This is a genomic window from Actinoplanes sp. NPDC051470 (genome assembly GCF_040682035.1).
In the GTDB taxonomy this organism is placed as follows: Bacteria; Actinomycetota; Actinomycetes; order Mycobacteriales; family Micromonosporaceae; genus Actinoplanes.
The window spans coordinates 1-10,055 of sequence record NZ_JBFBAA010000072.1 but is presented as its reverse complement, the minus strand read 5'-3'; the positions used below and the strand labels follow the sequence as shown (position 1 = coordinate 10,055).

1 protein-coding gene is annotated in these 10,055 nt (G+C 72.3%); it reads left to right on the top strand.

Features of this window, described 5'->3' with window-relative positions; translation table 11 throughout:
* On the top strand, positions 1–10,055 hold a 10,055-nt coding region (locus AB0M54_RS47640), incomplete at both ends, for an amino acid adenylation domain-containing protein (protein ID WP_364479962.1).

Sequence of the window (10,055 nt, the reverse complement as noted above, 5' to 3'; positions counted from 1 at the left end):
GGCGGGCATTCGTTGCTGGCGACGCGTCTGGCCAGCCGGGTCCGGGCGACGCTGGGTGTGGAGATGCCGATCCGGATGTTGTTCGAGGCGCCGACCGTGGCCGGGCTCTCGGCCGAGCTGTCCCGGGCCGAGTCGGGCCGGCCGGCGCTGACCCGGGGGCCGCGTCCCGAGGTATTGCCGTTGTCGTTCGCGCAGCGCCGGCTCTGGTTCCTGCACCGGATGGAAGGACCCAGCGCCACCTACAACATGCCGCTGGTCGCGCGGATCAAAGGCGCCCTCGACGTGCCCGCCCTGACCGCGGCTGTCCGTGACGTGGTCGCCCGCCACGAGAGTCTGCGGACCGTGTTCCCGGACCACGACGGCGTGCCGTACCAGCTGATCCTTGACACCGTGGCCGAGCTGGACGTGCGGCCCACGACCCCGGACGACCTCGACGAGGACCTGAGGGACCTGGCCGGGCGGGCCTTCGACCTGACCCGCGAGCCGCCGCTGCGGGCGACGCTGCTGCGGATCGGCCACATGGACCACGCGCTGGCCCTGGTGCTGCACCATATCGCCGGGGACGGGTGGTCGCTGCGCCCGCTGACGACCGACCTCGCCACCGCGTACACCGCCCGCACGGGCGGAGAGCCGCCGTCCTGGTCGCCGCTGCCCGTGCAGTACGCGGATTACACCCTGTGGCAGCAGCGGTTCCTCCGCGACGACGTGCTCGCCAGGCAGATCGCGTACTGGCGGGAGGCCCTCGCCGGGGTGCCCGACGCGATCGGCCTGCCGTTCGACCGGCCGCGCCCCAGGACGGCGTCGTATCGGGGCGCCACCGCGGGATTCGAGGTAGGCGCACAGTTGCACCAGCGCCTGATCGACACGGCCCGTGCGCATGGCGTCAGTCTGTTCATGGTTCTGCAGGCCGGGTTGGCGGTGTTGTTGCATCGTCTGGGCGCGGGGCCGGACATTCCGATCGGGTCGCCGATCGCGGGTCGTACGGACGAGGCGCTCGATGATCTGGTCGGGTTCTTCGTGAATACGCTGGTGCTGCGGACCGACGTTTCCGGGGATCCGTCGTTCCGGGAGTTGCTGGGCCGGGTGCGGGAGACCGATCTGGCCGCGTACGCCCATCAGGACGTGCCCTTCGAGCACCTGGTCGAGGTGCTGAACCCGGCCCGGTCCACCGCGCACCAGCCGCTGTTCCAGGTGATGCTGAGTGTCGAGAACAGCGGGCCGGCCGAGGTCGACCTGCCGGGCGTGCGATGCGACCTGGGCTCGGTCCACATGGGAACGTCCCGGATGGACCTCTCCGTCTTCCTCGGCGAACGGCACGGCGGCGGGCTGCGGGGCACGGCCGAGTACGCCACGGACCTCTTCGACGCGGGCACGGTCGACGCCTTGATGGCCCGCTTCGTCATGGTGCTCGAGGCGATGGTGACCGACCCCGAGCTGCCGGTCGGCGCCGTCGAGATCCTCCGGCCCGGTGAGCTGGACCGGCTCGGCGCGTGGCCCCCCGCCGAGGTGCCTCCGGCGACGTTGCCGGAGCTGGTCGGGCGCTGGTCGGAGGAGCCGGCGGTGTCCGGTGGGGGTCGGTGTTTGTCGTATCGCGGCCTGGATGAGGCGGCGAACGCGGTCGCGTGGTCGTTGGTGGAGTCCGGGGTGCGGCCGGGTGACGTGGTGGCGTTGATGTTGCCGCGTTCGGTTGATCTGGTGGTGGCGCTGCTGGGTGTGGTGAAGGCGGGTGCGGCGTATCTGCCGGTGGATCCGGAGCTTCCGGCTGAGCGGGTGGCGTTGATGACCGCGGGTGCGGCGCTGACGGTGACGGAGCCGTTCACGGGTGCGGGCCGGGTTGATGCGCCTGCGGTGGTGGTCAGTCCGTCGAGCGCGGCTTACGTGATCTACACGTCGGGGTCGACGGGTGTGCCGAAGGGTGTGGTGGTTGCGCACCTCGGCCTCACCGCGCTGGCGTCGGCCCAGATCCGGCGGTTCGGCGTCGACGCCTCCGCCCGGGTGCTGCAGCTCTCCTCGCCCAGCTTCGACGCGATGGTGATGGAACTGACGATGGCCTTCGGCGCGGGCGCCGAGCTGGTCATCGCGCCGGCCGGTCCGATGGCCGGCGCCGAGCTGGGCGAGTTGCTGACCCGGGAACGGATCACCCACACCCTGATCCCGCCGTCGGTGCTGGCCACCGTGCCCGAGACGGACCTGCCGGACCTGCGGACCCTGGCGGTCGGCGGCGAGGCGTGCCCACCGGCCCTGGCCGAGCGGTGGGCCGTCGGGCGGCGGATGGTGAACGCGTACGGTCTCACCGAAGCCACCGTGGTCTCGACCCTCTCCGACGACCTGGAAGCCGGACGGGTCCCGATCGGGCGCCCGATCGCCGGCACCCGCGCCTACGTGCTGGACGAGAGATTGCGTCCGGTGCCGCCCGGTGTGCCCGGCGAGCTCTACGTCGGCGGCGTGGGCGTGGCCCTGGGCTACCTGGACCGCCCCGGGCTGACCGCCGAGCGTTTTGTGGCCGACCCGTTCGGCGGCCCCGGTTCGCGGATCTACCGCACCGGCGACGTGGTCCGCTGGGGCGCCGACGGGCAGGTGGAGTTCGCGGGACGCGCCGACGACCAGGTGAAGATCCGTGGCCTGCGGGTGGAGCCGGGCGAGATCGAGGCCGCGCTGACCGCGCATCCGCTGGTCGGCCAGGCCGCGGTCATCGCGCGGGACGACACCCTCGTCGGCTACGTCACCGGCACGGCCGGCCCCGCCGAGCTGCGCCGCCACCTGAGCGGGCGCCTGCCCGGATATCTGGTTCCGGCCGCGATCGTCGCCCTCGACCGGCTGCCGCTGACCGTGCACGGCAAGCTGGACCGGGCGGCGTTGCCCGCACCGCGAACGGCCGCCGGTCCGGCGAGCCGAGGCCCTCGCAGCCCGGAGGAACAGATCCTGGCCGAACTGTTCGCCGACGTGCTCGGCCGGACGAGCGTCGGGGTGGACGACGACTTCTTCGCGCTCGGCGGGCACTCCCTGCTCGCGACGCGGCTGGCCGGCCGGGTCCGCGCGACGCTCGGCCGGGAGATGCCGATCCGCGCCCTGTTCGAGGCGCCGACCGTGGCCGGCCTCGCCGCCGAGCTCGCCCAGGCCTCCACCGGTCGCCCGGCGCTGACCCGCCGGCCGCGCCCCGAGGTGCTGCCGCTCTCCTTCGCCCAGCGCCGGCTCTGGTTCCTGCACCGCCTGGAGGGCCCGGGCGCGACCTACAACATCCCGCTGGCCCTGCGGCTCACCGGCGAGCTGGACGTCGGCGCGCTCCGAGCCGCCGTCCGCGACCTGGCCCTGCGGCACGAGAGCCTGCGCACGGTCTTCCCCGACCATGACGGGGTGCCCTATCAGCAGATCCTCGACGACCTGCCGGAACTGACCGTCGTCGGCCCCGAGGCGGATCTGGGAGAGCTGGCCCGTCATCGGTTCGACCTGACCAGCGAGCCGCCGCTCCGGGCCACGCTGCTGCGGGTCACCGACACCGAGCACGTCCTGGTCCTGCTGCTGCACCACATCGCCGGGGACGGCTGGTCGATGCGGCCGCTGTCGACCGACCTGGCCACGGCGTACGCCGCCCGCGCGGCCGGGGAGACCCCGGGCTGGGCGCCGCTGCCGGCGCAGTACGCCGACTACACGCTCTGGCAGCGCGACCTGCTGGGCGACGAGAACGACCGGGACAGCGTGCTGGCGGCTCAGATCAACTACTGGCGACGGGCGCTGGACGGCGTGCCCGAGCAGGCCGGCCCGCCGACCGACCGGCCGCGCCCGGCGGTGGCGTCCTATCGGGGCGCCACCCACCGGTTCCGGATCGACGCCGGCCTGCACGAGCGGTTGACGCGGATCGCCCGGGACAGCGGCGCGAGCCTGTTCATGGTGCTGCAGGCCGGGCTGTCCGCGCTGCTGTCCCGGCTCGGCGCCGGCCCCGACGTGCCGCTCGGCTCGCCGATCGCCGGGCGTACCGACGAAGCCCTCGACGGCCTGATCGGATTCTTCGTCAACACGCTCGTGCTGCGAACCGACGTCTCCGGCGACCCCACCTTCCGCGAGCTGCTGGGCCGGGTGCGGGAGACCGACCTGGCCGCGTACACCCACCAGGACGTGCCGTTCGAGCACCTGGTCGAGGTGCTCAACCCGGCCCGCTCGGCCGCGCATCACCCGCTCTTCCAGGTCATGCTGATCCTGCAGAGCGCGCCGGGCCTCGACCTCCGGCTACCCGGCCTGCACGTGGACGACGTCACGGTCGGCACCGGCACCTCGCGCTTCGACCTGACCTTCAGCCTCACCGAGTCCGATCCCGGTTCGCCCACCGGCGGGCTGACCGGCATCGTCGAGTACCGCACCGATCTGTTCGAGCCGGCCGGTGTCGCCACGCTGACCGAGCGGTTCACCGGCTTCCTCGACGCGGTGAGCACCGACCCCGACCTTCCCGTCGGCCTGGCCCCGGTGCTCACCCCGGACGAGCAGCACGCACTGCTGACGACCTGGAACGACACGGCCGTCCCGGTGCCCTGGGTGAGCGTGCCGCAGATGTTCGAGGACCAGGTGGCCCGGACCCCGGACGCGGTGGCGATCTTCGACGACGACGAGTCGCTCACCTACGCGCAGCTGGACGAGCGGGTCAACCGGCTCGCCCATCTCCTGCGGTCGCACGGCGCCGGACCCGAACGGCCGGTCGCCATGCTCGTGCCCCGATCCGTCGACACGCTCGCCGGGTTGCTCGCGATCCTCAAGGCGGGCGCGGTCTACCTGCCGATCGACGTGACCTACCCGGCCGAACGGGTCGCGCTGATGATCGAGGACGGGCGGCCGGAGCTGGTGCTGACCCGGACCGCCGCCGCCGATCTGACCCCGGCCGGCGTACCCCGGATCGTCCTCGACGACGAACCGGTCCGGGCCGCCCTGCGGGCGCAGCCGGTCACCGCCCCCGACGTGCGCGTCCACCCGGAGCACCCGGCCTACGTGGTCTACACCTCCGGCTCGACCGGCCGGCCCAAGGGCGTGGTGATGCCGGTCCGTGGCCTGGTCAACCTCCTCGACTGGCACCGCCGCAGCATGCCCGGCGGGGTCGGCACGCGGGCCGCCCAGTTCACCGCGGTCGGCTTCGATCTGTCGCTGCAGGAGATCCTGGCGCCGATCGTCTCCGGCAAGACCCTGGCGATGCCCTCCGACCACACCCGGCGCGACAGCGAGGAGCTGGCCGCCTGGATCGACCGGAACGCGATCAACGAGATGTTCGCGCCCACGGTGGCCGTCGACGCGCTCTTCGAGGCGGCCCGGGACCGGGGCAATCATCTGAACAGCCTCACCGACATCCAGCAGGGTGGCGAGGCGTTCGTGATCAGCGCACTGACCCGGGCGTTCTACGAGCGGCGGCCGGGGCATCGGGCGCACAACGTCTACGGGCCGGCCGAGACCCACGCCGCGACCGTGCACAGTCTCTCCGGCGACGCGTCCGGCTGGCCGCAGTCGGTGCCGATCGGCGGGCCCATCGCCAACATGACCGTCCACGTTCTGGACGACCGGCTGCGTCCGGTGCCACCCGGGGTCGCGGGCGAGCTCTACATCGGCGGGGCGCAGGTCGCCCGGGGTTACCTGCGCCGACCGGCACTGACCGCGGAACGGTTCGTCGCCGACCCGTACGGCCCGGCCGGCTCGCGTTGCTACCGCAGCGGCGACATCGTCCGCTGGCTGCCCGGCGGCGTCCTGGAATTCCTCGGCCGCGGCGACAACCAGGTCAAGATCCGCGGCTTCCGGGTGGAGCTCGCCGAGGTGGAGATCGCCCTGGCCCAGCACCCGGACCTGGCCCAGGCCGCCGTGATCGCCCGCGAGGACCAGGCCGGCAAGAAGTATCTGGTGGCCTACGTCGTGCCCACCGCCGGAGCCGAGATCAACCCGGCCGACCTGCGCAAGCACCTGACCGTACGGCTTCCCGAGCACATGGTGCCGACCGCGTTCGTGCCGCTGCCGGTGCTGCCGATGACCGCGAACGACAAACTGGACCGGGCGGCGCTGCCGGTTCCCGACCTGACCGACGGCCCCCGCGGGCGGGCACCGCGCAGCCCGCAGGAGCAGATCCTCACCGAGCTGTTCGCCGGGGTGCTGGGACGGCCCGTGGTCGGCGTGGACGACGACTTCTTCGCGCTCGGCGGGCACTCCCTGCTCGCGACCCGGCTGGCCAGCCGGATCCGGACCACCCTCGGTGTCGAGATGGCGATCCGCACCCTGTTCGAGACGCCGACGGTGGCGGGGCTCGCGCAGCGCCTGGACCGCGACCGCCGCGTCCGTCCGCCGCTGACCCGCCGCGCCCGCCCGGCCCTGATCCCGGTGTCGTTCGCGCAGCGCCGGCTCTGGTTCCTGCACCGGATGGACGGCCCGAGCGCCACCTACAACATGCCCATGGCGCTGCGGCTGACCGGTGCTCTCGACGTCCCGGCGCTGCGGGCGGCCCTGCACGACCTCGCGGGACGGCACGAGAGTCTGCGTACGGTCTTCCCGGAGCGTGACGGCCTCCCGTACCAGCAGGTCCTGGACGCCGTACCGGACCTGGTCGTGACCGAGGCGGCCGCGGACGAGGTCGAGGCCCGGATGCGTACGGCCGCGGCCCGCCCGTTCGACCTGACCACCGAGCCCCCGTTGCGGGCGCGGCTGTTCCGGGTCGCGGCCGACGACCACGTGCTGCTGGTCCTGCTGCACCACATCTCCGGCGACGGCTGGTCGATGGGCCCGCTGACCGGCGACCTGATGACCGCGTACCGGGCCAGGGCCGCCGGCGCCGTGCCGCCGTGGTCGCCTCTGCCCGTGCAGTACGCCGACTACGCCCTCTGGCAGCGCGAACTGCTCGGCGACGAGACGGATCCGGGGAGCCTGGCCGGCGAGCAACTGGCGTACTGGTCCGGACAGCTGACCGGGGTGCCCGAGCAGATCAGCCTGCCGGCCGACCGGCCCCGCCCGCCGGTGGCCTCCTACCGCGGTGACTACGCCGGGCTGCACACGGACGGCGACCTGCACCGACGGCTGCTCGACACGGCCCGTGCGCACGGCGTCAGCCTGTTCATGGTCCTGCAGGCCGCACTGGCGGCGTTGCTGTCGCGTCTCGGCGCCGGGGCGGACGTGCCGATCGGGTCGCCGATCGCCGGCCGTACGGACGAAGCGCTGGACGATCTGGTCGGGTTCTTCGTGAACACGCTGGTGCTGCGGACCGATGTCTCGGGCGATCCGACGTTCGAGGAGCTGCTCGGCCGGGTCCGGGAGACGGACCTCGCCGCGTACGCACACCAGGACGTCCCGTTCGAGCACCTCGTGGAAGTGCTGAACCCGGCCCGGTCGACCGCCCACCAGCCGCTGTTCCAGGTCGTCCTGGTCCTGCAGAACACGCCGGGCGACGCGTCGCTCGACCTGGCCGGCCTCGACGTCACCCCGCTCGCGGTGAACACCGGTTCGGCCAAGTTCGACCTCTCCCTGTCGGTCTTCGAGCGGAGGGCCGGTGACGGCGCCCCGGACGGGCTGCACGGCTACCTGGAGTACGCCACCGACCTCTTCGACTGCGTGTCGGCCGAGGACCTGGCCCGGCGCTGGATCCGCGTGCTCGACGCCGTCGCGTCCGACCCCGGCGTACGGGTGGGTGATCTGCCGATCCTCGACGAACCGGAACGCGCACGGCTGGTCGCGCCGCCCGGCCCGGCCCCGGCCGGCCGCACGCTGATCGAGCTGTTCGACCAGTGGCCCCGCCGCACCCCGGACGCCGTCGCGGTGACCGCCGAGGATGTCAGCCTCTCCTACGCGGACCTGGACGCGGCCGCGAACGCGCTGGCCTGGGAACTGGTCGACGGCGGGGTGCGACCCGGCGACGTGGTGGCCCTGCTGCTGCCGCGCTCGGCCGGCCTGGTCGTCGCGCTGCTCGCCGTGCTCAAGACCGGGGCCGCCTACCTGCCGGTCGACCCGGAGTATCCGGCGGAACGGATCGCCCTGATGACCGAGGACGCCGGCCCGGCGATCACCGTGACGACGGACGGATTCCGGAGCAGAACCGCCGGCGGCCCGGTCCTGGTGATCGATCCCGCTCGTCGCCGGGACACCCCGCCGCCGGTCCGGGTCGTCCCGGACAGCACCGCGTACGTCATCTACACCTCCGGATCGACCGGGCGGCCCAAGGGCGTGGTCGTGTCGCACCGCAACGTGGCCCGGCTGTTCGAGTCCACGGACGCCTGGTTCTCGCCGGGGCCCGAGGACGTCTGGGCGCTGTTCCACTCGTACGCGTTCGACTCCTCGGTCTGGGAGATCTACGGCGCCCTGCTGCACGGCGGCCGGCTCGTGGTGCCGTCGTTCGAGGTGACCCGTACGCCGCGCGACTTCCTGCGCATGCTGGCCGCCGAGCGGGTCACCATGATCATCCAGACGCCGTCCGCCTTCTATCAGCTGATGGCGGCCCAGCGGGAGGAGCCCGGGCTCGGCCGCGACCTGGTTCTGCGCGAGGTCGTCTTCGGCGGCGAGGCACTCGACCTGCCGCGGCTGGCCGACTGGTACCAGCACCACGCCGACACCGCGCCGCGCCTGGTGAACATGTACGGCATCACCGAGACGACGGTGCATTCCACGTACCTGCCGCTGACCGTGGAGCACGCCCGGCCCGGCACTCCGAGCCTGATCGGCGGGCCCATCCCCGACCTCGGCGCGTACGTGCTGGACGACCGGTTGCGGCCGGTTCCGCCGGGTGTCGCGGGGGAGTTGTACGTCGGCGGCGCGGGCGTGGCCCGCGGTTACCTGAACCGGCCGGGGTTGAGCGCGGGGCGGTTCGTGGCCGATCCGTTCGGTGCGGCGGGGTCGCGGATGTACCGGTCCGGGGACGTGGTCCGGTGGAACCGGGACGGGCAGCTGGAGTTCGCGGGCCGGTCGGATGATCAGGTGAAGATCCGTGGGTTCCGGATCGAGCCGGGGGAGATCGAGTCGGTGCTGGCGGGTCATCCGCTGGTTGATCGGGCCGTCGTGGTCGCGCGTGAGGATCGGTTGGACGCGTATGTGGTGGTGGACGAGAGCGCGGTCGTCGGGGGTGATGCCGAGCAGGTCGGTGAGTGGCAGCAGATCTACGACCGGTTGTACGGGCGTGACGAGGCTGATTTCGCGGGGTGGAACAGCAGTTTCACGGGTGAGCCGATCGACCTGGATCAGATGCGCCAGTGGCGTGACGACACGGTCGCGGCGATCGCCGGTCTGGGTGGCTCGAAGGTGCTGGAGATCGGGGTCGGTTCCGGTCTGGTGATGTCCCCGCTCGTGGAGGACGTCGACGAGTACTGGGCGACCGACCTGTCGCCGGTGGTGGTCTCGCGGTTGCGGGAGCAGTTCGGTGATCGCGTGGAGCTTCGCGCGCAACCCGCCGACGACGTGACCGGTCTGCCGTCAGGTCACTTCGACACGGTCGTGCTGAACTCGGTGGTGCAGTACTTCCCCGACGCGGCCTATCTGAGCCGGGTGCTCCGGCAGGCCCTGACGTTGCTCGCTCCGGGTGGCCGGATTTTCGTCGGTGACGTGCGGAATCTTCGGTTGCTGCGGCATTTCCATGAGGGTGTGTTGTCGCGGCGGTTGTCGGGTGATCGGTTGCGGCGGGCGGTGGATCAGGCCGTGGCGGTGGAGAAGGAGCTGCTGCTCGATCCCGACTTCTTCGCCGGGTTCGCCGAGGGTGTGGAGATCCGGCTGAAGCCGGGTGGTTACGTCAATGAGTTGTCGGCGTATCGGTATGACGTGGTGCTGCACCGCGATGCGGTCCCGGAGTGCGGGGATCTGCCGGTGGTGGACTGGTATCCGGGTCTGGTCTGGCCGGAACGAACCCGGGTTCGAGGCATTCGTAACGCCCGGTTGCATGGTGACGGTGTGGATCCGTTCGAGCTGGCCGGTCGTGCGGTGTTGACCTGGACCGGTGATGACGACAGCGGCGCGTTCGATGCGCTGTTTGGGGGCGTGGCGGTTGGCGCTTATCGGCCGGGACGTCATCGGGGGGCGAACAATCCGTTGCGTACGCGGGCCGGTGGTCAGGTTGTCAGCGTTCT